At 61.1% G+C, this 23446-nt stretch carries 18 protein-coding genes and 2 pseudogenes; 12 read left to right on the top strand and 8 right to left on the bottom strand.

What is annotated here, in order from left to right; genetic code table 11:
* Positions 1-80 precede the first annotated feature (80 nt).
* A complete protein-coding gene (locus HB777_34045) occupies positions 81-1112 on the top strand; it encodes a helix-turn-helix domain-containing protein (protein ID QND68472.1) in 1032 nt (343 codons plus the stop codon).
* 286 nt (positions 1113-1398) lie between these two features.
* On the opposite strand, the gene HB777_34040 is transcribed toward HB777_34045, so the two are convergent.
* Entirely contained in the window at positions 1399-4704 is a 3306-nt protein-coding gene (locus HB777_34040) for an AAA family ATPase (GenBank protein ID QND68471.1), read from the bottom strand.
* Between the two features lie 867 nt (positions 4705-5571).
* Here HB777_34040 and HB777_34035 point away from each other — a divergent pair.
* Positions 5572-6024 (top strand): DUF4440 domain-containing protein, encoded by a 453-nt coding sequence (locus tag HB777_34035; protein ID QND68470.1) that lies wholly within the window; start codon positions 5572-5574, stop codon positions 6022-6024.
* A gap of 42 nt (positions 6025-6066) precedes the next feature.
* Positions 6067-6443: pseudogene (locus HB777_34030) on the top strand (hypothetical protein).
* Between the two features lie 96 nt (positions 6444-6539).
* Here the strand turns inward: HB777_34030 and HB777_34025 are convergent.
* The 3 genes from HB777_34025 to HB777_34015 form a co-directional block, all read right to left on the bottom strand.
* Entirely contained in the window at positions 6540-6803 is a 264-nt protein-coding gene (locus tag HB777_34025) for a DUF1194 domain-containing protein (GenBank protein ID QND68469.1), read from the bottom strand.
* 482 nt (positions 6804-7285) lie between these two features.
* Positions 7286-8071, bottom strand: coding sequence for an NAD(P)-binding domain-containing protein (locus HB777_34020; GenBank protein ID QND68468.1), 786 nt, complete (start codon positions 8069-8071; stop codon positions 7286-7288).
* Positions 8072-8749: 678 nt separating this feature from the next.
* Positions 8750-9580: a DUF1194 domain-containing protein gene (locus HB777_34015; GenBank protein ID QND68467.1), complete on the bottom strand. Its 831-nt coding sequence runs from the start codon at positions 9578-9580 to the stop codon at positions 8750-8752.
* Between the two features lie 175 nt (positions 9581-9755).
* On the opposite strand from HB777_34015, the gene HB777_34010 reads away from it, so the two are divergent.
* Positions 9756-10859 (top strand): helix-turn-helix transcriptional regulator, encoded by a 1104-nt coding sequence (locus HB777_34010; protein ID QND68466.1) that lies wholly within the window; start codon positions 9756-9758, stop codon positions 10857-10859.
* 1268 nt (positions 10860-12127) lie between these two features.
* Positions 12128-13015 (top strand): hypothetical protein, encoded by an 888-nt coding sequence (locus tag HB777_34005; protein ID QND68465.1) that lies wholly within the window; start codon positions 12128-12130, stop codon positions 13013-13015.
* 523 nt (positions 13016-13538) lie between these two features.
* Here the strand turns inward: HB777_34005 and HB777_34000 are convergent.
* Positions 13539-15170 (bottom strand): transposase, encoded by a 1632-nt coding sequence (locus HB777_34000; GenBank protein ID QND68464.1) that lies wholly within the window; start codon positions 15168-15170, stop codon positions 13539-13541.
* 336 nt (positions 15171-15506) lie between these two features.
* Positions 15507-15884: a DUF1232 domain-containing protein gene (locus HB777_33995; protein ID QND68463.1), complete on the bottom strand. Its 378-nt coding sequence runs from the start codon at positions 15882-15884 to the stop codon at positions 15507-15509.
* A 393-nt stretch (positions 15885-16277) separates the two neighbouring features.
* Here HB777_33995 and HB777_33990 point away from each other — a divergent pair, with 393 nt between their 5' ends.
* Entirely contained in the window at positions 16278-16466 is a 189-nt protein-coding gene (locus HB777_33990; protein ID QND68462.1) for a DUF1059 domain-containing protein, read from the top strand.
* A 73-nt stretch (positions 16467-16539) separates the two neighbouring features.
* On the opposite strand, the gene HB777_33985 is transcribed toward HB777_33990, so the two are convergent.
* Both HB777_33985 and HB777_33980 read right to left on the bottom strand, forming a co-directional pair.
* On the bottom strand, positions 16540-17796 hold the full coding sequence (locus tag HB777_33985; protein QND68461.1) for an MFS transporter: 1257 nt from the start codon (positions 17794-17796) through the stop codon (positions 16540-16542).
* A 3-nt stretch (positions 17797-17799) separates the two neighbouring features.
* Positions 17800-18540: an MBL fold metallo-hydrolase gene (locus HB777_33980; GenBank protein QND68460.1), complete on the bottom strand. Its 741-nt coding sequence runs from the start codon at positions 18538-18540 to the stop codon at positions 17800-17802.
* A 117-nt stretch (positions 18541-18657) separates the two neighbouring features.
* On the opposite strand from HB777_33980, the gene HB777_33975 reads away from it, so the two are divergent.
* The 6 genes and pseudogenes from HB777_33975 to HB777_33950 all read left to right on the top strand — a co-directional run bounded on the left by HB777_33975 (position 18658) and on the right by HB777_33950 (position 23439).
* Positions 18658-19347, top strand: a complete 690-nt coding sequence (locus tag HB777_33975) for a metalloregulator ArsR/SmtB family transcription factor (GenBank protein QND69007.1) — start codon at positions 18658-18660, stop codon at positions 19345-19347.
* Between the two features lie 75 nt (positions 19348-19422).
* A complete protein-coding gene (locus HB777_33970) occupies positions 19423-20082 on the top strand; it encodes a cation transporter (protein QND68459.1) in 660 nt (219 codons plus the stop codon).
* 363 nt (positions 20083-20445) lie between these two features.
* The gene (locus HB777_33965; GenBank protein ID QND68458.1) at positions 20446-20850 is read left to right on the top strand and encodes a hypothetical protein; all 405 of its coding nucleotides are present in this window, start codon (positions 20446-20448) and stop codon (positions 20848-20850) included.
* Positions 20851-20995: 145 nt separating this feature from the next.
* Entirely contained in the window at positions 20996-22432 is a 1437-nt protein-coding gene (locus HB777_33960; protein QND68457.1) for a multicopper oxidase family protein, read from the top strand.
* Between the two features lie 30 nt (positions 22433-22462).
* Positions 22463-22903 carry a CopG family transcriptional regulator gene (locus tag HB777_33955; protein ID QND68456.1) on the top strand — a complete coding sequence of 147 codons (441 nt, stop codon included), beginning with the start codon at positions 22463-22465 and terminating at the stop codon, positions 22901-22903.
* Between the two features lie 39 nt (positions 22904-22942).
* Positions 22943-23439 (top strand): annotated as a pseudogene (locus HB777_33950) (TlpA family protein disulfide reductase).
* Positions 23440-23446 lie beyond the last annotated feature (7 nt).

Raw genomic sequence — 23446 nt, 5'->3', positions numbered from 1 at the left:
GTCTCCTCGTTTCACGCACGCTAGCGCGGCGCGGGCACGGCCGCTAAAGTCGAAAATGCTGGAAGGCGGTCATTTCTGCCATGGTTGAACAGGCCGACCCATTGAATGTGGCGATCCTTGCCGCTCCGGAGGCTACCGCCTCCACGATCTACGGCATGTTCGACCTGTTTTCCTCGCCCGGCAGGGATTTCCTGTTCATCACCAGCGGAGCCGCGGGCACGCCGCGCATGCGGCCCTATGTGGTTGCCGGGGACGGCAGCGCGTTTCGCGCCGCAAACGGCGTCTGGGTGCGCCCGGACTACGCGCTTTCCGATTGCCCCCGCCCCGACATCGTCTGCATCCCTGATTTCTTCGTCAATCCGGGCGAAAGCGTCGCCGGGCAGTATGATGCCGAGGCCCGCTGGCTGAAGCGTGCGCATGACGACGGCGCCATGCTGGCCAGCGCATGCTCGGGCGCGGTGCTGCTCGGCGAGGCCGGGCTGCTCGACAATCGCGAGGCCACCATTCACTGGGGCTATGTCGAGACGCTCACGAACAACTATCCCGGCGTGAAGGTGAGGCCGGACCAGTCGCTTGTGCTGAGCGGCGAGGCGCAACGGGTGGTCATGGCCGGGGGCGGCTCGAGCTGGCAGGATCTCGCCCTCTATCTCATCGCGCGCTTTGTCGGCCTCAAGGAGGCGATGGAGGTCGCCAAGGTTTACATGCTGCAGTGGCACGACATGGGCCAGCAGCCCTTCGCCGCGCTCATGCGCTTTCGACAGACCAGCGACGCGGTGATTAACCGGTGCCAGAGATGGGCGGAGCTCAACTACCGGACCCCCTCGCCCGTCGCCGCCATGACGAAGTTGTCAGGCCTGTCCGAGCGCTCCTTCGTGCGCCGCTTCGCGAGGGCTACGGACATGAAGGCGATCGACTACATCCACGCGCTCAGGCTCGAGCAGGCCAAGCAGATGCTGGAGACGGGCGATCTCCCGGTCGAAGCGGTGGCGAATGAAGTCGGCTACGAGGATGCGAGTTTTTTCGGGCGTCTCTTCCGCCGCAAGGTCGGGCTGACGCCGGCGCAATATCGCATTCGTTTCAGTGCTCTCCGGCGAGCGCTGAGCCGCGATTGAATCTCAACCGTCGCGGCGCGATGCCCATATTCCGCTCTGCGCCTCATCTCGGCCGTAGAGGTCGGCTTTGCCGCTCCCCGAAAGTGGACATCGTCTGCGACCACACTGGATGTCATGTTTGCGGCATGTTCAGACCTACGCCGCTATAAACGTGAACGTCTTATCTCACCCGTTAGTGACGTTCCAATCCACCGGACGAGCATCCGTCTGGCGTGGCAATGAGCCAGGCAATTTGGATCGAATCGACGCAAGCTACTTGTCGGAGCCGAAGGTAGGTGATGCGAACTCAACGGCCCAACTTGGCCAGCTCCCTTTGCGCGGCGACGAGGTCGACGATTGGATACCTGGTGTCGAATGTGTGGACCACCGCTTGCAGACGCGTCGCGGCCTCATGGACACGACCTTGACGTGCCAGAACTGGTGCTAGTTGCGTAGCGGCGCGAAGCTCGAAGAGTCTCGCTTGCTGCCGACGGGCAGTGGCAATCGCTGTTTCGAATAGGTGAGCGGCACCCGTCAGGTCACCTCGGCCAGCGGCGATTTGGCCACGAAGGCGAATACATTCTGCTAGGTAGCTCGCCTCGTCCGTATCGAAAACGAGGGTATCGACATCATCAAGCATTTGCGATGCGTCATCGATGCGACCGGCCCGCAGGAGAAGATCACAAAGTTCGCATGCTTTCTCAGGGGTATGAAATACGACGCCCTGCCCACGCCAAAGAACCACACTCTCCCGGACATCATCGATGCCGGCATCCAGGTCACCTAGATGCGAGCGGGCATGGCCAAGCCACCTGAGGCCACTGCTTCGACGCGCCGTGTAGCCATGCCGTTCGCAAATCTCGACGATCTTCGTAGCGTTATCGAGTAATTCCTTGTATTGGCCGAGTAGCCCGCACAATTGGCACTGCACGAGAAGATGCCACGCGAGGTCGAAGGGCTTATCGAGCTGGTCAAAATCTCGCATCAGGCGCTCTTTCTCTTCGACTGCAGCATCAAAGAGACCCAAAATTATCAGCGATTCGCTAAAATATGCCTGGGCAGACACACGTTGATCCGCACCGGCGAACGAAATGCGACGACTTGGGTCAACACGATCAATCAGATCTAAGGCATTCCGCAAAGCCTCCGCTGCCAGTGGTTGTTCTCCTCGGTTGGAATGAGCAATTCCCTTCGTTGCCCAAAGACCACTCAGATAGGCCGTCGGAAGGAGATCGGCACCGTTTGCGAGCTGCTCTTCGGCCAGGGTCAGGTAATCGTGATTGCGCCCAGTGGCATAAAAAAATGGAGCGAGTGAAAGCGCAACGTCACATTGCAATTCGACCGATGCCGTTTTCGCGGCGGCAAGTCGTGCATCCTCAAGCGTCTTCCCAAGGCGCTCAGAACGATACCCTTCAGCCTGCATCAAGGCATTGGCCATCGCAAGGTGGAGATGTGTCATCCGTTCGGCGCCGCCGGACATATCGCCAAGTCTGCTGCTGCAGTCGATAGCATTGGCAAAGTGCGACACGGCTTCCCGAGTGGCAGCTCTGGCCACGGCGGCCCTTCCCGCCTTTTGCCAGTGATCGAGCGCGCCCGCCCAATCCCCAGCTTCTTGAAGGTGGTGCGCGAGGAGCTCGGGTTGCGGTTCAGTGATTCCGATCCACTTTTCCTCCAACACATCTGCGACACGCTTATGTATTTCCTGGCGCTTGCCGCGCAGCAGCGTGCCATACGCTGCGTCCTGAACGAGCGCATGCTTGAAGAGGTAAGTGGCCAGTGGCCGAGTCCCGCGGCAGAACGCCAGACCGGCGCCGACGAGTTGATCCAGTGCGCCATTTAGCTCAGCGGCATTTCGCTGTGCGACCGCTGCCAGCAATTCGTAGGAGAACTCCCGACCGAGAACCGCGCCGATTTGTGCGACCTCCTTAACGGCTGAGCCGAGGCGATCGAGCCGCGCCATCAACGAGGCATGCAGCGTGGCGGGAACGTTCAACGCCGTCGCACCAGCTCTTGAGAGCACTGCCGTGGCGTTCCCGCCCTCCAGCACTGCCTTGGTCAGCTCCTCGACGAACAGTGGCACCCCATCTGTGCGCTCGATGATCTCTGCGACAACGTCGCTCGGCAGCTCTCCGGTGCCGACGACCCGCTGGACCAGCGCGGCGCCTTCACGACGGTCGAGCCGATTGAGGACAAGAACCGTTACGTGCGCCTGCCCGGTCCACGGCGGTTGAAACTCGGGGCGAAACGTGAGGAGAAGCAGCACTGGCAGGCGCGGCACCCGCTCGATGACTAGGTCGAGCAGCTCGCGCGAGCTGGGGTCGATCCAGTGCACATCCTCGAAGAGCATCAACACCGGACCTCGTCGCGCCAGGTCTTCGAGCTGCCGGAGCAACGCATCGAAGGTCCTCTCTTTCTTACGCTGTGGCGTCAGTTGGAGAGGCGAGAAACGGCTTTCGGTCGGCAACGACAGCAGCTCGGCCAGCAGCGCCAGGTCTTCCGGCGAGGCCGGGGCAAGCAGGGCCGCAAGCTTATCCAACTTCCTCTCAGGCGGGTCGTCGCGCTCCAACCCGGCGGCACGCTCTAGCTGCGCAATGGTCGGGTGGAGCGCGCTGTCTTGATGGTGCGGCGAACAGAAATAGCGCAAGCGGGTGTGTGGCTCATTCTGGATACGCTCCTGCAAGGTGACGGTGAGGCGCGACTTTCCGATGCCGGGCTCGCCTGAGAGCAGCACCACACGACCTTCACCACTTTTCGCGCGATGCCAGTGGCGCTGCAGCAGCTCGACCTCCTCCTCACGCCCGACTAGCGGCGTGGGCGTCGTCCCATGCAGCGCCTCGAACCGGCTTTCGACAGCGCTCTCACGAAACACTTGATAGGGATGGATCGGCTCCGGAAAGCCTTTCACCGCGACGGCGCCAAGATCGCGATATTCGAAAAGATCGCCGACCAACTGCCGCGTTTGCGGCCCGATCACGACCCCGTCGGGTTCGGCAAGAGCTTGCAGGCGGGCGGCGAGGTTCGGCGTCTCGCCCACGACGCCGCGCTCTTGCCCTTCGCCGGCGGTGATCAGATCGCCAACGACGACCTGTCCGGTGCCGATGCCGATACGAACCCGCAATGGCTCGGGCTCTGGGAGTCGCCTAACGGCATTGACGAGAGCAAGGCCAGCGCGCACCGCCTGCTCGGCGGCGTTCTCGTGCGCCTGCGGGTAGCCGAAATACACCAAAACTCCGTCGCCCATATACTTGGCGACAAAGCCGCCGAAGTGGGCGACCGTATCGGCGACACAGCGGTGATACGCTCCGATGGTCTCACGCAGGTCCTCGGGATCCAGGCGCGTCGCCAGCGCCGTCGAGCCGACGAGATCCACGAACATGACGGTCAGCTGTCGACGCTCGGCGCGAGATTCCGAGGGTGCAGGCCGGGGCTGAGGCGTGGTGAGCCGGATCTGATCTTCGGCCAGGGCCGCAATGCCGCTGAGCAACTTACGCCGATGGCCAATCGACGTAATCCCGAGCGCCGTCAGGTCAGCGGCGGTCAGGCTTGGGAGCACCTCTTCATCGATGTCGTGGCTTCGGAAGGCGTCGGCATACTCGCCGAGGCCGAGGCTCACCAGCCATGTCCGAACATCCACGTCCCTACCTCTCAGGCGGTGGAGGCTTTACCCAGCCACTATATCGCAAACACTAAGTTGGGTCGCGCCTCTTCTGCGAGGAGCAGCGCCAACTTTGGGCAATGATGCCCCCACCCCCGAATTTTGCCCAGTTAAAGCATAGGGGAAGGACCTATGCCCTGAGCGCCCGATCAGTTGTGCGCAGCGCACCGCTTCGAAGTGAACCTCTAGCGGTCGACCGTTTTCGGGCGCCGTTACTCTATGATTGCAACCGCCTGGGCGACGGAATGTCCTCCTCCGCCATCGTTTTGGCTTTGGTGTGGTGGATCGTGTTCTAGCCCGCAAAGCCTATGCCGATGGCAAGGCCAGTGGCGAGGCTTTCAGCCAGCGCAGCGCATTGGCGGGTCTTCAGGATGCAAGCAAGATCATTGACCGCGTGTTCCATTCCTGAATCTTAGATCGAAACCGAATGCCCTCGATGTGGCGTCATCGCACCAATCATTAGCGACCGCCGCTATGCATCCAACTCAATTGGCTTATGGCCCGGCTGTTCATGCCAGATCACTTGCCGCAGATCACGCCAATCAACCGCCTGGCCGCAGATCGGGCACGCACAAACCTACGCCTGCAAGGCGGCATTTAGCGAGCCATTCTAGCCGGACGCTGAAAATCGCGTCGGCATTCTTCGCGCCGATGGGCACAAGCTCCATCACGGGAAGCGACAAAGCGCAGTGAGGGCAGGGCAGATCACTGATTGGCAGCCAGCATTTGCATGGCATATTAGGAAAAGTTAAATTAATCTAGAATGCGGCTCCGGACCATTCGCGCGATTGATCTCCACCAGAAACCGGAACGCGGGAGGATGAAATGACTTTCAAGCACTGTCTGCTAGCCGTCGTTTTCACGTCACTCTGCATGGGTTCTGCCCAGGCCCAGTCCGCGAAAGAGGCCATCGAAGCCGCTAATGCAGAGTTCGTGAAGGCATATAACAGTAAGGATGCGGCCGGGGTCGCGTCGAAGTACGCGGAGGATGCGGCCGCATTCCCGCCAGATATGGCGCGAGTCGACGGCCGCCAGAATATCCAGAAACTATGGCAGGGCGCGATCGACATGGGCATATCCGAGCTCAAGCTCACCACGCTTGAGGTCCAGGAAAGCGGCGATTTTGCATATGAGTCCGGGACTTTCTTCCTCAAGGCACCGGGTAAGGATTCGAAGTTGGTGGATCAAGCCGGGAAGTACGTGGTGGTCTGGAAGAAAGGACAGGACGGCGGCTGGAAGCTCTACCGGGACATATGGAACTCCGATTCCGGGAAATGAAGGATAGCTGGTGCCCAAGCAGGTCATTTACAGGAGGAGCACATGGCGAAACTCACCGTTGATCAATACTTGATGGCGGCGGCCGCGCGACTTGCCCATCTGACGCAGATTTATGCGATCATTTTTTCGCCAGTATCGCGACCATGTTCGCGATACTGGCGTACGGACCATCAGCAGGACTAGCCGCCAGGTTCGCGCTCGCGACGATCGTGGTCGCAGTCACAGTTTATGGTGTCTTGGCAGCCAAGGCTGCCATGGATGACTTAAAGGCAATGCTGGACGATGCAGTCGAGGACTTCTCGGGCAGCCGCTTCGGCGCTCACCTCAAGCAGATACCTGTGGCGCTGTTCATCGGAGTAAGCGTCGTCTTCGTTCTTGCGATAGGGGTGACGCAACTATGGGCGATCATTTCTGCCTGACTGGGCTGATTTCGAGCGCAAGGTGCGGTCGAGTGGATGGGAGGAAAGCTCGCCACGTCGACTGGCAGCGCGAACGATGCCAATTCTCTCGCTAGCTTATATGTGATAGCCCGCTGAAATTCGGCGGCGCTGTTGGCAGTAACCATGAAGGGGGTCAGGTCCTCCGATAACGTGCCGCTCGTAATATTCCGGAATAGTCTCGCCATTTTCAACGTCGTGACCGATTGGCAGGCCGTTGATCACGATCGATTTCTGGAGCGGTCTCCGGCGGCTGTCCTCGATTGGAGATCCGTCATTGTTTGTTCCGTCGCCGGAGATGTCGATGATCCTGCGCGATGCCCTGACAGGAAGTTTGTCCAAGGCTTCGACTGATACGACGAGGCTATAGACACAAAACCTCCCTTGCGACCAGCAGCAGGTCCATATTCGGGTCGTGGCTACTCCGTGTCAGCGGAACGACCGCTTGTTGGCGCCTTGAATCCCGAAAGCGGACGGACTGCAAACGGCCAACCCCGGTCATTCGAGAAACCGGCGGTGAACGACCGCTCTGACGCTTAATGGTCCTTCTGAACCGTGACCACTGCACGCCGTTTAACTAGCCACAATGTCAGCAGGATCGATCAGCCGGCTTCCGCGACGGGAATCGCCTCGATGAGCCGATAATGGCGGAGTAGAATCGTTTCAGATCGTCGATGCGTTGCCACCACCCATCTGCGGATCAAAGCCTGACAAAGCGACAGTCGTCTACATTGATCGGGAGCGAACTGTCGCGAATCCTGAATTCCGAGACGCCGCAAAAGTCTGCTCCAGGTTACTCCAGCCGCAGCCTGATTACAGACACGTCACTGCTCTCGCTTCACCCTTCCTTGCATGCGCTCCAGGGCGACAGTCAACGCGTTCGTCAGCGCAGTCGTGCCGCCGGCCTTCTGAAAATCCGCGAAGAGCTGCTCATTCAAACCGCCCTTTGTTGAGAACTCGGTTCTCAGTTCCGAAAAGGAGGAATGCGGTGACGACGATGTTGCATGGGCGAGGCCTGCAAACAATTGCCGTAGATATGCATGAGCCTGAGCGGATGGAACGCCGTTCCCGGTCAGCCACAACTCAGCATTCTCAAGAATGCCAAAATAGGTGCCCATGAGAGCACCGCTGGTTGTCAGCACCTCATATTCTTGCAGGTCGGTGACGGCAACAGCGGTGCCAAGCTCGGCGAAGACCGCGGAAATCGTTTCGTCCGACGGATAGAATGCCGTCGCGCCCATCCCCTGCGCCACAAAAGGAAGTGGCACCGCTCGCGTGAGCTTCGCCGGCACCCCAATCCATTCGGAAATTGTCTCGATGGAAAACACCGGGATGAAGCTGACGATATGTTGCTCTGGCCGGAAGCGGATTTCTTTGATGATTGCCTCCGCAACCTGAGATCTGACGGCCAAAAACACGACTTGAGATGTGTCCACGACATCCTGATTGTCACGTCCAATGGAGACGCGCGAATAGCGTTCGGCGAGTTTGGCCGCAGTTTCGGAATTGCGGGGAGAGACAGTGATCTGCTCGATCTTGAGGTCTGACTGCATCAAACCTGCGATGACAGCTGACGAAATTGTTCCTGTGCCAACAAACCCAAGTCTCATGACACGACCTTTCAAATTGATTTAATCGCTCGAATATAAGCTAAGCGATCCGTTTCGGTTTGCAGAGCGATCTTGCCCGTTATCGCCGAAATCCTGACTTTTTGACACTCTGACCCTTCCCTTGAAAGCCGGTTCATGCATTGCGTGAAGTGAACCGCAGTTTTGCGCCTAATGTCGGTCGTTGAGCATCCCGTCGCCACTGCCTGAAAGCGGACGACGTCGACAGCGAGTTCGGTTCGCGGTTGCGCAAGGAGCGGACACTTGGTCTCAACCAATCGGACGACTGCTGCCAGTTGCAGACTTTCGACGCGGTCGTTCGGGCAGTTATGGAACTAAACTTTCTGTATCACCGTGATACGATCTTGCGGTCCGAGCCTCCGTCGATCGACATTCAACCAGGGAGCTGGTCGCCGAACATTGGCCTCGATAGCGCATACGGGCCTCGCGGGGTTGAACGGTCACGATGATCGACGAGAACGGTTCGGTTGTCGATCACCACGTAACCAGGCATCATGAATCCAGTTTCATCAGCGCCAGTGCTGCTCGGCCGTTGGGTCCGTAGGGGTTGCCGAGCGATTCCGCCATCTCCTGATGGTGGTAATTGAGTGCCTTCATTGTCTCGACCGTCTTTCCTGCCGCCTCCACTGCAGCGGCAAAATCGCGACTTTGGGCGCAGCCCTATCGTCCAGGGGCTCGTCCGATCGTGACGCAATCGACGACGGCTCGTGAGCGGATCTGATAAGCCGCAGGCTGCACACCGGCTGAAAGACCGGCTATTTCATTCACGAGCTTCTTGCGAATTGCCGTTGCAAACTCGGCTGTGCTGTCGACCTGGACGATGAAAGCGTCGGAACCGCCGATGACGCAACTCTCATAATACAGCTCGACAAAGCGCGGACCAAAGCTGTCGAGCGTATCGGCCGCGTGCAGCGAGATCGCCAGTCCGTTGATGGTCACGCCGGCAGCGATGAGTGCGTCGCGCACGGGTTGAAGCGGCAGACCGGCATTGTTGGGTCCGTCGCCAGAAACATCGATTACCCGGCGGTCGCTTCCCGGCCCTTCGGCCAGTAGCTTGCCCGCCGCCAAGAGCGCCCCTGAGATTGAGGTGCCGCGTCCTCTGGCGATGGGCTGGGTCCGCAGGACCTCGCCGAAGGAGGCCGCATCTTGGGGCCCATCGAGAACGGTCCATGGTATCAGCACGCTCTGGTGATTTGGGCCGGCCCACTCGACGTAGGCTACGGCAATTCTGCCACGCCGGCCGGATTCAATGGACTGCAACACTGCGGCATCGTGCAGTGCGTTGACATATCCTTCCCTCTGCAGGCGTTGTTCCGCCTCGCTCATTGAAGACGATACATCGACGCAAAGAACCAGTTCGAGATCCACCGAGGAAGCCTGCTCCGCCGTGGCCGACAGCGACGTTGTCAGGCTCACCGCCAGAGCGAATGGCATGCCTCGTGCCCGTCCAGGTTTTTCCCGTCCAGCGAAGCGTGGAATGAAGGACATCATCTCGGCGCGTCCATCCGGTTGGTCAAACGTGAGGATGCTGCCGGGGACTTTGTCTCACATCACCCGTATGGGTGAACCGGGCTGCGCTTTTGCTGCTAGTGTGCGCCATAGCGCGCTGTCTCTCCGAGGCACAACGTGCTACTGAATCTTACCTTCCCGACCTCGGAGTTGGTCGATGCGTGTGGAACGAACTGAGCGGGCCATCGAGGCCTGTTACGATGCGGTCCTGGCGCCAGCCGAGTGGCCTCGCGCCTTGCAATTACTTGCAGAGTCGCTAGGCGCCGAAAGCTGCACCTTCTTCTCAGACGATGAAGAGGTGCCGCCCAAGATGCCGATCTCTACCGAACACGCCGAATTCCACGAATTGTGGCTGCGCAACGAATGCAATGCTCCGGATCCGCACGTCAGAAGAGCGCCCGCATTCCGCCGGGCAGGCCATACGACGCTCATCGAAGATCAGATCTCCACGGAAGAGGAGCGCAGGAGGCTGCCCTATTACCAGGAGATTGCGCGTCCCGGAGACCGGGATTGGTATGCGTCAACACCCTTCATGGTCGATGAACATCGGTGGAGCATGCCTCTTTATCGCGGTGCGCGTCGTGGCAGGTTCTTTCCTGGGGAAACCCGCTGTTTCGCGGCAGTTGGCCCGCACCTTGGCAGGATCGTAAGGCTCGCCAAGCGGTTCGCAGCGTTCCAGCAGGTTTCGGAACTCTCGTCGCTTGAACGAGCAAGCTGCGCGGCCATTCTGCTCGACGAAAAGGGCCGCGCGAAGGACCTGAACGTTTCGGCACAGAAGCTGATTGGGAAGGAGTTCTACCTTGTGAGAGGTCGCCCGGCGACCGATGACCCCAGCAGCAACGACCGGCTGCGGCGCCTGCTCTCCGGCGGTCTGCGTGGTCGGCGGGACGGAGCGCCTGCGGCCGCACCGGTGGTCATCAGCCGCAGCGAAAGGCCCTGGCTTTTGGCGGAGGTGATGCCGCTGAGCGCGTTCGGCTGTGACCTGTTCACGGCCGGCTGCGCCGTCCTCGTCCTGACCGACCTGAGGTCTCTGGAGCGTCCGGATGCACTGCGCTTGCGTGCTGCATTTGGCTTGACGGCAGCCGAGGCCAGGCTGGCCGCGCGCCTCGCGTCGGGCGATGGCATCAATGCGGCGGCAATTGCCCTCGGCATCAGCCGCGAAACCGCGCGCACCCAGCTCAGAGCGGTATTCGCCAAGACCAACACACACCGCCAGGCCGAACTCGCCACGCTCGTCACACGCCTTCGGCCACATGCATGATGACCGATTGGTAGGAGCGCATCGCGGCCTGAAGTGTCACGAGGCAGGTCCTGGCGCAAGGCGGCCAACGTGGCGCCGCAGTCGAGTGTCTGTTTCAGGCAACGGCAGGCCTAGATGGGGGCGCCAGCGGAATGGCACCTTTCTGGCTAGTTCGTCCCAGAACCGGACCGCCTGCTTCCGGCCCAAAAACAGCCGGGCTGCAACGCGCCTAATGTCGGTCATAGAGCCGAACTTTGTTGAGGCCCGAAAGCGGACGAAATGCCGGGCAGGCGGGCATGGTCCGGCGCAAACCATCTACATTTGATAAGAACACGAAGAACCGAGACAGCGGCTCCGGCTCGCCATAGAAGACCATGCTCCGCGAACTTCTTGCCGGCTGATGCTGCCCCTACTGCTGCGCAGACCTGTCCGCGCGAGCGTTTGCCTCCGCAAGCCTCGCTAGCGCCTGCTCGACCTTCTCTCCCGCCGAGTCTGTAAGTTCGATGTGATGCATGACCTGGTGCGTCAGCAGCGCAAGCCTAGCGGCACGGTACATGCCGCTATGCTTCGCAGTCTCAATGTCAAAGGTCGCTATCATCGCACTGCCGGCCTCAGCGCGCGCTGGTCGGATTGATCTTCACTAGGCGCGCGCTTGCATCGATCACACGCCGTCGCGCGGACCTAATCCGGCAGCAAAGCGCTAGGTTGATACCGACGCCGCAATCCTCGTTGAGCATCTCCTCAGCACGTTCAAGGACGAGTTGTGCTTGGTTCACTCGTTGCCTGGCAGAGGCAAGTTCCAAGTTCTGAAAATCAAACATTCCGCATCCTTTGGGTTTGCGGTCCCTTCGATTGCTAAACAGCCGCTGATCGCATTCGTTCCGACGATGCGGCAATCTGGCCACCGGGGCGGTCGTCCAAAAGGAATCTGAAACAAGTGCCCGGTTAGACCATTCGCAATGTGCCAGGAACTTTCTCTGGTCCTGGTACTCCAGCCCTTTCCCACTGGCTTCGGCCGGCGGGCCAGGCTGCCGCCAATGGCCGAGAGACGGAATAATCTGCATTGTCAATGACACCAATCTGCGCCACAATTTTCCGTCTGAAGGCCGACGATATGGAGCCGGCTTAGAGGTGAGATCATGGGCCGTTTGAGCCTTCCGTACGCTGCTCTTGTCTTGTGGCTAGTGAGCGTTCTCTCACCCGTGTTCGCCGCAGACTTCACAAAGCCAGGGCCGTTTGCGGTTGGTCTCCAGAAATTCACTATCCCCGACACTTCTGGCAAGCATCCCATGGCTACCATGGTCTGGTACCCAGCCGCCGGTCCCGCCCCAGATCCCAACGCCGCAATCTTGAAGGTGTCGATGGATGCGCCTGCGGCAACAACCGGTCCCTATCCGTTGGTGATATTGATCCACGGGCTCGACGCTACTGGCGGTCTATACGGCACGTTGGGTCGGCAACTCGCATCGAATGGTTTCGTCGTCGCTGCCGCGGACTATGATACTGGACTCCGCGGACCGCTCGATGAAGGAGTTAGCCGGGAAGATCAGTGGACGATCTGGCTGCTTTACGATCACCCTGCCGACGTGGTCCGGGTGATCGGGTACGCTGATTCATTGACTGCCCCGGGCGGGAAGCTGGCCGGGATAATCGACACCTCGCGCATCGGTGTTTGGGGGCATTCGAGCGGCGGCACCACTGTGTTCCAGGCGGGAGGCGCCCGGGTCAACTTCAGAGAACTCGATGCGTGGTGCGCTGTAAACAAAAACGAGCCATCCGCCAATGATACATGCCAATTCGTAGGCCATGAGCAATCGGTCGCGACGCAGTATGGTGTCACTGATCCGTTTGCGGCCCCGATGCCGCCCATCTGGGATAAACGCGTAGCTGCTCTTGTCGCCGGAGCTCCAGGTGGCGACCTGCATGCCCTTGGCGATACGGGCATTGCGGAGGTCAAGGTGCCGACGCTCATTATGTTCGCTTCCGACGATGCCTCTGTATTGCCTAAACACAACGCTCTGTGGGCGTATGATCAAATCAGCAGTCAAGACAAGGCGTTGGCCGTATTCGATAGTGGCGGGCACATGATGTTCATGAACTCTAAGCAGGCGAACGCCCTGACCACGGCGTTCTTTCTCGACATCCTCAAAGGCTACCCCCCGGCAGGCCAAGGCTAATGCCCGACGCTGTCTCGTTTCCCGGGCTAAGCTATCGAACGACTATCCACTAGCCATTGACCGTCCAGCGGCGCTAAGGCGCCAGGGCATACCCTCGCTGCAAGGACTCTGGGAGAAGGATTGAGGCGCGGGCTGCCACCCTAGTTGCCCTCGGGACGGGGGGTTGTTGAGCCTATGGCAGCTAAGGTCCGCTTTCCTTTCTCGGTGTCCGCAAAGCTGTCATTCCGTTTGCGGCCCAATTCCAGCCGCCTCCGATGATGAGCACCTCTAACAACTACGTGTCCAAATCCACTACAGACCGCACGACTTTGACCACTGCCATTGTGGGCAGCAGTCAGCAGTCTGCCGTCTGTTTGATGCCGGCTTTCGCGAGCAAATGGGCTGCTTTTGCCGTATTCCGCACGAACTCGCATCGATTGGCGCCAGTACAATGAGTGGAAAAACGGGCTCTGCCGCTTACGTGCAAATTGCCCGACATCGAGCTACTGGACTGTGCCCGTAACCGGGGCAGATTACCGGGCAGTCAGGCTTGAGCGGCTTGCCTAACGAGATCCGGGAGCGGCGGAATCGACTCTTGTGTTGGTATGCCGAGGCGGTCGCCGAGATAGCGGAAGAATGAGACGTCGAGCTTGATGCAGGTCTTCATCAGGCCGAGCAGGACGTCGCGGGCGTTCTTGCCTGCCTCGCTGACGGTTCCGCCGGAGATCTTGCGCTTGGTGACGAAGGTGCGGATGTCGTTTTCCGAACCATTGGTGTGGAGCGGGATCTCGGGACGATCGAGAACGCGCAGGAGTTCATGCTTGCGGCGATGCAGCCTGGCAAGAAGCCGGTCGAGCATGACGTAGCCGGTTCGTCGTTTGAACAGGCGCTCGAAGCGGGCGCGCAGGGCCGCCGCGTGGCGCGGACAAGGAGCACGCTGGTAGCTCTTGAGGTCGCGATAGAACCACCAGATCAACTGGCGCATGATGTCGACGGCCTGACGTTGATCCGGGGTCACGGGTATCAATTTGTGGACGAGCCGCTCGGCGTGGACCCAGCACAGAGCATGGTCGCCGATGCGGAACTGGCCGGCATCATCGGACACGACCACGGTATCGCCAAGAAAGCCGTGGTGGCGGATCGCTCCCCACATCGCCCCTTCGGTGGCGATCCTGACTGGGTTGGGCTCAACCGCGAGCTGGTCGAGGCCGAGTGCGGCCAGATGCGCCTGCCATGCGGCGCTGTCGGCAAATGCCTTGTGCGGCGCAGCCGCTAGCCGCGCGATCACCGGACCGGCGAGGTTGCGGCCGCGCATATAGGCCAGGGCCTCTTCATTGATGAAGTAATCGCTGTGCCCGGCACGCAGCGTCGCCAGGAACGCCTCCCGTGACTTCGATCGCCCGGTGCGGAACGCGGTGAAGCGGCGATCGCCGATCTGGGTGGTGTAGCCGTCCTGGTGGGCGTGGCGCGCCGACGTATCATCGACGGTGATCCAGGGCGCCGTAGCCAGCCCGGCGCGCAGCACGTCACGGTCCTCCGCCGCGAAGGCCTCCAGGCCCTCCGAAATCAGCCGCACCACCTGGCGCTTCGAAATGTCGACCCCGATCCCGGTCAACAACGCCGTCAACCGCTCCGTCGTCACCTGGCCTTGAATGTGACAGGCCAGAATGAAGCGGCGCAGGTTCGCGCCCCAGCCGCCGATGATCCCCGCCGGCAAGGGCGCCACCATCGTTTCGCCGGTCGGTGTCACCCAGCGCTCGCGGCGATAGCGCACCACCTCGGCCGACAACGCCAGATCGCGCACCAGGATCGTCTCATACCCCTTGAAGCGAGAGCCCGCAGGAGCGCTCACCGCAACCGTCACCTCGCGGCTCACGCGACCGCCGTCGCGCTTGGCGCCGCGCCGGCGGCGCTTGCCCTTGCCAGATGTCGGCTGCGTCGCCTTCTCCATGCCCGATGGCTTGGTCGGCTTGACCGGGGGACGCGGCGGCAGGTCCTTCAGCCGGGCGATCTCATCCTTCAGGGTCTGGTTCTCGGCGCGTAGCGCCTGGTTCTCGATCTCAAGGCTCTCGACCCGGCCTTGAAGACCGCGCACTTCGCCGATCAGCGCAGAAACCAGCCCGCGGAGTTCCGCGAGCGACAGGCCTTCAAGCGAATCAGTCGGTGGTAGCGTCACGCAAAGGGTGAATCACGAAAGCACGCGCCTGCAAACCCCCACCGCCCGGTAATCTGCCCCGGTTACACTGTGCCCGACCTAACTATTTGTAATATATACCGAAATTGGCGCACCCGACAGGATTCGAACCTGTGACCTCTGCCTTCGGACGGCATCGGCTAACCTCTGTCCCCAAATTGGAAAGTTTTGGACTAAGCCGCGTGCCTCCGATAGCAGAAGAACGCCTCTTTTATAGTGGGTGTTGCGATGTAGCGGTCTCCCGACTCGAACCCCCGAACTCTTTTGCGAATTGTTGGCGGCAAGCCCCAACCCCTTCCCCTTCATTAGATCAGGCTGCTAGCCCGGACAAAACATCCAAATCAGCCAAGCGGCAGCTGCCAACCAAATTGCAATTATCGCCGCCATGCCCCAATAGCTTTTAGGTCTGCCTTCGCGGCGGATCGCCTCTTGCCGGAACTCATCCATGAGCGGCGCAGGAATGAGCTTGACGGCAAGTAGGATTCCGAGGGGCACGATGATGATGTCATCAAGGTATCCGATCACTGGGATGAAGTCGGGGATCAGATCAATTGGGCTTAAGGCATAAGCGGCGACGGTGCCCGCTGTCAGCTTCGCATACCAAGGGACGCGCGGATCGCGCGCGGCTATCCACAGCGCCACCACGTCACGCTTTATGCTTCTTGCCCAGGTTTTGAGAGACGCGAAAGTCGTCACACTTCTATCCGTTGCGTCCCGCAGATTTCAAACTGACCCAAGGATTGCCGGCGATTCTCGGGTGTAGTTGCCTGCCCAAGCGCTCTTCCAGCGCAACAGTAGCATGGCGTTCGTGGTCACAAAGCACCGTCGCGCCGGTATCGGCCAGAACCTCGGCCACAGACCCGTGATGCCTGTTGTGGTCGTCACCAGACACACCGCCTTCGCTGGCTCCCCGATCTCGGACGGCCCAACTATCCGTGGGGCGGCCTTTCCGCGACGATCCAAGTCAACTTGGTGAAACAGCGCTGATCCGATTTGGATGGAATGCGCGTCCTTGCGCATTCCAAAACTGTGAATTGACAAGCGCGCCGCGTCCTCGCCTCCTAACGGGCAAACTAGGGAGGTGTAGATATGGCCTATTCATATCGGTGCAAGAACTACCCTGGAATGGAAGCCTGTCCAGGATCGTTTACGGCTGAGACCGAGACTGAGTTGTGGAAACACATCGAGCTTCACGCCGCCATCGCCCATCAGGAGAACCCAAAGCAGTGGTCACCGGAAGACCGGCAACAGATGAAAAAGCTCATTCAAGCTAGCTGAATTCTGCTTTTTGTAAGGGCCGAATTCACTGATCCAATCATGCCCGTTCACGACAACCGACCATCGGACGGGATCAACCCTTCACGGTCTCTTGCATCGTGATGGCGACAATCGCGCCAGAGAGAAACGTCAATGCGGCGATCGATGTGATCGCCCATGAGAGCCCGAAGCGATCGGCGATGAGACCTGCGGAGAGCGCTCCGATCGCGTAGCCGAGATCGCGCCAGAACCGATAGACGCTGAGCGACCGGGCGCGCCAGGTTGGATGCGAAGCGTCGGAAACGGCCGCGATCAGGCTTGGATAGACCATTGCCGTTCCAAGGCCGAGCAGAAGACTGCCGACGAGCCACCATTCGAACCGGCTTGTGGCCGCGGTGAGAAACAGGCCGCCGGCCTGGATCCACATTCCGGCGACGATCAGGCCCTTGCGACCCCAGCGATCGCTCAAGGGGCCGGTGACGATCTGAAGGATTCCCCATGTCGCTGGATAGATCGCCTTCAGGATGCCAATGCGCTCGATGCCAAGTCCGAAGGACGCGAAGAACAATGGGAAAATACCCCAGCTCATGCCGTCGTTGAGGTTGTTGACGAGGCCGGCTTGCGATGCCGCAAAGAGATTACGATTCCGGAACGAGGTCAGCGCAAAAACCTCCCGGAAGCTGATCGGCGCGGATTGCTGTGCGTGTGCGGATACCTCAAGCTGGAGGTGATCGCGTGTGTCGCGGATGAGCAGGATCGACAGCACGGTGCCGAAGACGGCATAGCCGATGCCGAGATAGATCGGCACCGGCCGCAATCCGTATCGCGAGGCAAGATAGCCGGTGAGGAACGCCGTCACGCCGACGGCGAGATAGCCGGCAAATTCATTGAGGCCGACGGCGAGGCCACGCGACTTCGGGCCGACGAGATCGACCTTCATGATCACCGTCATCGACCAGGCGAGCCCCTGGTTGATGCCGAGCAGCGCATTGGCCGCAATCACCCATCCCCAGCTCGGGGCCCAGATGATCATGAACGGAACCGGCAAGCCGACGAGCCAGCCGAGGACGAGAACACGCTTGCGCCCCCAGCTATCGGCGAGCTGGCCCGAGACGAGATTGGCCAGCGCCTTGACCACGCCAAAGCTGACGATGAAGGAGACGACGAGTGTCGTCGAGGTGATGCCGAACTCGTCCGACCCGATGAGCGGCACGACCGTTCGTTCGACCCCGACCATGCCGCCGACAAAGGCATTCACCAGCATCAGGAGAGCAAACTGCCGCCAGTTTTCCTTGAGCCCAAGCCTGACGGTCGAGCCTGCTGGCCGCGAAACCGATGCCGTGTCGATCATCGCTCAGGCCGCGGCGGCGGCCAGGCCGGCATTGGCGGCGCGGTTGCGCGCCGCATCCGGCGGCGGGGGCGGTATGTCTGCGATCATCGTGGCGACGAAAGCCTCCTCGTTATCGATGCGGAACGCCTTGTTGAAGCGCTTCTCGAAGCCAATCGTCGATGTCGGCTTGCCGCTGAGCGAGCGCCCGCAGACCGAGCCGGAGTAGGCGCCGGGCAGCACCTCGACGTGATCCGGCAGCTGCTTGAGACGCCGCGCGCTGGAAAACAGCGTGCGCGCGCCGGCCTCGGCGCTGGTTGCAAGTTCGGTTCGTCCGAGATCGCCAACCATGAGAGTGTGGCCGGTCAGCACGAACCATGGCTCGGCCGCGCGTGTCCTGTCGGTGACCAGGAGTGATATGTGCTCCGGCGTGTGCCCGGGCGTGTGCATGACGGTCATGGTCACGTTGCCGAGTTCGAGTACGTCACCGTCCCTGGCGCGCAGAAACGGGAACCCGGCTTCCGCGCCTTCGAAGAGCACATATTGCGCGCCGGAAGCCGCGGCGAGTGAGCGCCCGGCGGAAATGTGGTCGGCATGAATGTGCGTGTCGACCACGTAGAGGATGCGCATGCCGGTCGCCCCGGCAACTCCGAGATACAGATCGACGTCGCCGACCGGATCGACGACGGCGGCGGCCGACTTGCCACCACAGCCGAACAGGTAGGATGCGGCGACAGGATTGGAATGGAGGAATTGACGGAGGATCATGACCCTTCTCCGGAATGTGCGAATACAGGCTCCGGCGACCACCGCCGAAGCTTGACAAGAGCAGGCGAAATGTCATTCAATAACTATGTTGAATGATTTATTATGATCGAGAAGGCGATGTCAATCCGCAATCCGAAACAGGCCCTCTACGAGCAGTTCGCGGCCGTCGCCAAGGCGTTCGGCAATCCTCAGCGCCTCGAACTGATCGAGCATCTGGCGCAGGGACCGCGAAGCGTGGAGCTGCTGGCGACCAAGCTCGGCCTGCCGATCGCCAATGTATCGCAGCACCTGCAGACGCTCCGCCGCGCCGGCCTTGTGACAGCCGAACGCGACGGCAAGTTCGTCAATTACAGCCTCGCCGACGACAGCGTGCTGTCGGCGTTCGCTTCGGTCCGGACGGTGGCCGAGCGCCATGTCGCCGAGGTCGATCGCATCATTCGCGGTTATTTCGACGCGCGTGACGATATGGAGCCGGTGACGCGCGAGGAACTTTCCGCACGCATGGAGGCCGGCCTGGTGGTCGTGATCGACGTCCGCCCCCCGGACGAGTTCGCGCTCGGCCACGTACCCGGCGCGATCAATGTTCCGCTCAGGGATCTGGAAAGCCGGCTCCGGGAGATCGATACGTCACGGGAGGTCGTGGCCTACTGCAGGGGCCCATGGTGTGTGATGTCTTTCGAAGCGGTGGCCGCATTGCGCGGTCGCGGGATTGCTGCGCGGCGGCTGGAAGATGGCATGCCGGAATGGAAAGCCGCCGGGCTTCCAGTTGAGACGCTGGCCTTTGACGCCGGATTTGACGCGCGATAGGCAGGCGCGTGGACGGCTTGTCGTCGCATCCGGCCTGGAACTCCTGTATGTTTCGCAGAAGGCATGGAGGTCGCAATGGGCGCAGAATGCTGCGGACATGACCACGAACCGTCAAAGCGCGAAGACGCATCCTACAGGCGCGTTCTTTGGGCGGTGCTGGGTATCAACGTGGCAATGTTTGCGGTTGAAATCGGCGCTGGCGTCGCGGCGGGGTCGGCCTCGCTGCAGGCCGACGCACTCGACTTCCTTGGCGACGCCGGCAACTACGCCATCAGCCTGTTTGTGGTCGGCATGGCTTTGCGATACCGGGCCATTGTGGCGTTTGCCAAAGGCGCAACCATGGGCGTTTTCGGCCTCTGGGTGATCGGTGTCACCGTCTGGCACGCAATGCACGCAACGCTGCCGCAAGCGTCTACAATGGGGGCGGTCGGGCTTGCCGCGCTGCTGGCCAACGCTGCCTCGTTCGGGCTCCTGTGGGCCTACAGGGGCGGTGACGCCAACATGCGCTCAGCATGGATTTGCACCCGCAACGACGTGCTCGGCAATCTGGCGGTGCTGTTGGCCGCGCTAGGTGTTTTCGGTACAGGCGCTGGCTGGCCGGACATCATCGTCGCAGCCATCATGGCGGGTTTGGCTCTCCAGGGCGCGATTGTCGTCCTGCAGCAGTCGCGCGCCGAACTTAAGCTGGGCGAGCGCGATCTTTACAAAAAGAGCGCCGGTCGGATTTCAAACTGAGACACGACGCATTATGATCCGCGCGACGCTACTCACATCCATCCTTACCTGTCCCCACTGCGGACATCAGGTTTCAGAAGTGATGCCTACCGATGCCTGCCAGGTCATCTATGAGTGCAAGGGGTGCCGGACAGTGCTTCGGCCGAAGGCAGGGGACTGTTGCGTCTTCTGCTCCTACGGGGATGTGCCGTGTCCGCCGGTCCAGCAGGTCTCTGCAGGAGGATAGAGCCATCCTGCTGCGACGGACTTTGCTATTGCTGACGAATGCAGCCCTCCCAATGCCGGTCAAGGGATGGGCCTGAACGTCGCGGCTCAGGAATTCGGCTTGCAAATGCCTCTTTTTACCGTCAGCCTGAGCGGATGATGGCCCGGCTGTCGCCAAAACACCTCCTCGTCATGCTGCTCGCGGTCTTGCTGACCGCGGGGTTCAGCCTGTCCGCCGCACAGGCCAGCGTGATGTCGGCCAGGATGGCGATGACCGGCAGCGAGATGGCCATGGCTACCGACACCGGCATGGCCAAGATGTCCGATATGGGAACCGCAACAGACGGCGATTGCAAGGCCTGTCTCAAAGGCGCGGGCGACATCGGCAACCCGATGCACTGTCCGCCGACCTGTATCGCACCCGTGCTGGCGGTTCTGCCACAAGACCTCGCCATGACAGTGGTTCCGCTTGTATCGCAACCGTCGGCGCTGCCGACCCCATTGCTGCACGGACGAAGTTCCCTGCCCGACCCAACCCCTCCAAGGCCCAGCGACCTGATCTGACGCCGTGTCTCCTGCCCCGGGCGGGAGGCTTGCGCGTCTGATCGTCTCCGCGCGCGTTCGGCGTGCCGAGATCAATTCGCACATCGCCATGACGACAACCGGCTGACTACGGCATCGGTCTCGTGGCTCGGAAAAGGGTCCAAGCGTGAATACCGATTTCAGTTTTGCTGTTTCGCGCCGCAGGTTTCTCATTGCGGCGGCAGGCGTTGCCGTGTCCGCATCGGTGCGCCCGGTGCGGGCATCCACCGTGGCCGAACGGCGGATCAAGGCCGCGCCGAGCCAAGCCCGGCTCAGCGGTCCAGATGTTCCGCCTACGCCGGTGTGGGCCTATGACGGCACCATCGCCGGCCCGATGCTGCGTCTGCGGCAAGGTGAGCCGGTTCGCATCATGGTCGAGAACGGATTGGATGAGGACACCACCGTCCATTGGCACGGCATCCGGCTGCCAAACGCCATGGATGGCGTACCGGGACTGACCCAGAAGCCGATCAAGCCGGGGCAAAGGTTCGTGTATGAGTTCACACCGCCCGATGCCGGCACCTTCTGGTATCACCCTCATGCTGACAGTCTCGTGCAGCTCGGCCGCGGGCTTGCCGGCGCGCTGATCGTCGAGGAGACCGAGCCCGTTGCCGTCGACCGCGAGCTTGTCTGGATGCTGCAGGACTGGCGGCTCGCGTCCGACGGCCAGATCGCCGCCGGCTTCGGCAGCGCGATGGATGCGGCGATGTCCGGCCGCGTCGGCAACGTCGTCACCCTCAACGGCACGGTGCCAGCCGACGTGAGCGTGAAGGCTGGCGAGCGCATCAGGCTGCGGCTCGCCAATGCCTGCCTCGCCCGCATGATGGCGCTGCGCTTCGAGGGCCACCGTCCGGTCGTTGTCGCCATCGACGGCCAGCCATGCGACCCGCACGAGCCGGAGGGCGGCCGCTTCGTGCTGGCGCCTGCCATGAGGATCGATGTCGTAGTCGACATGCAGGGCGATCCGGGCAAGCGTTATGCAGTGACCGACGATTTTTATGACGGTCTCGCCTACACGCTCACCACGCTGGCCTACGACTCCACACCGCCGCTGCGGACTCATCCGCTCGACGCGCCTGTCGCTCTGCCGCGCAATCCCTTGCCTGAACCCGACCTCGCCACCGCAGAACGCAAGGAGATCGTGCTGCAAGGCGGCATGATGGGCGGCGGCAAGCTCGCCGGTGTCGGCGGCATGATGGGCATGGCGACGCCCGGCATGGGCGGAGGTGCGGCATGGGCGATCAACGGCATGTCGATGACCGGTGACGGCCACGCCGGGATGATGCCGCAGTTCACGCTGAAACGCGGCGCTACCTGTCATCTCACAATGCGCAACGAAACCGCGTGGTGGCACCCGATGCATGTCCATGGGTTCAGCATGCTGGTGCTGTCGCGCAACGGTTCGCCGGTGCCGCACCGGCAATGGCAGGACACGGTGCTGCTCGCCCCCAGGGACGCGATCGAATGCGCCTTCGTCGCCGACAATCCCGGTGACTGGATGCTGCACTGCCATGTCGCCGACCACCAGATGGCCGGCCTTATGACCATCTTCCGAGTGACCTGAACCTTTTCATTCAACCAAAGGAGAACCGCAATGAAACTGACCTATCGTCTCGCCGCCCTTGCTGTACTGATCGCAACGCCGCTGCCCGCTGTCGCGGCGACCATCAACGCGGTGATGTACAAGAACCCGCAATGCAATTGCTGCGAATCCTATGCCAAGTATCTGGAGCACAACGGCTTCAAGGTCGACATCAAGCCGGTCAACAATCTCTCGCAGATCAGCGGCGATGCGGGCGTGCCGGCCGACCTCGAAGGCTGCCACACGCTGATGGTCGACGGCTATGTCGTCGATGGCTTGGTGCCGGTCGATATCGTCAAGAAACTGCTGACTGAACGGCCCGCCGTCACCGGCATCACGCTGGCCGGTATGCCAACCGGTGCGCCCGGCATGGGCGGCGAGAAGTCTGGTCCTTTCATCGTCTACGCATTCACCAAGGACGGCAAGGCGCCGACCGTCTACGCAACGGAGTGAGGATCAGTCGTGATGACGAGAAAACTGGTCCTGGTTGCCATGTTGCTGGCGGTTTCGTGGCCTGCATCGGCCACGGAGCCGCCGCAGAATTTTGCCGTTCAAGAGCCACGCGTCGCGGTGCCGGAAATCCATTTCGAGGACGACGCCGGCCGGCCGAGAACACTCGCCGATTTTTCCGGCAAGGTTATCCTTCTCAACATCTGGGCGACATGGTGCCTCCCTTGTCGCGAGGAAATGCCGACGCTCGACCGGCTGCAGGCCAAACTCGGCGGGCCGGACTTCGAGGTCGTCGCGCTGTCGATGGACCGCGGCGGCCCGGACAAGGTGAAAAAGTTCTTCGCCGAGATCGGCATCGAGCATCTCGCCCTCAACATCGACACATCGGGCAAGGCGATGTTCGTGCTCGGCGCTCTCGGCTTCCCATGACATTGCTGATCGACCGCGAGGGGAAGGAAATCGGCCAGCTGATCGGCCCCGCCGAATGGGATGCGCCCGAAATGGTCGCGTTCATCCGCAGCCATTTCGCCGCCAACTGAGAAAGGA

Origin of the sequence: Mesorhizobium loti (genome assembly GCA_014189435.1) — a bacterium.
Lineage (GTDB): Bacteria > Pseudomonadota > Alphaproteobacteria > Rhizobiales > Rhizobiaceae > Mesorhizobium > Mesorhizobium loti_G.
This window is presented reverse-complemented; position numbering and strand designations above follow the sequence as displayed.